A 211-nucleotide genomic window follows, 5' to 3' on the forward strand; every position below is an offset into this window, starting at 1 on the left:
CCAGCAGGTGCCCCGCCGGCTCGGAGCGGCCGAGCACCACGGCCACGCCGTCGCGGTAGCCCGTGGGGTAGTGCGCGTCGAACGCCATCCGGACGGCCTCGCCGAGCAGCACGTCCCGCTTCCACCGCACCAGCCGCGCCGCACCTGCCTGGCCCACGCGGCCGTCGATCGTCACCAGCACGAGCGACCCGCCCTCCCGCGTGCTGTCGAT

Annotated in this window: 1 protein-coding gene; it reads right to left on the bottom strand. The window is 75.8% G+C overall.

Annotated elements, in window-relative coordinates; all coding sequences use genetic code 11:
- Positions 1–211 (bottom strand): hypothetical protein (locus tag PROKR_RS35875; protein ID WP_036967634.1); only part of this gene is annotated, 211 nt, incomplete at both ends.

Origin of the sequence: Promicromonospora kroppenstedtii DSM 19349 (assembly GCF_000515355.1) — a bacterium.
Taxonomy (GTDB): Bacteria; Actinomycetota; Actinomycetes; order Actinomycetales; family Cellulomonadaceae; genus Promicromonospora; species Promicromonospora kroppenstedtii.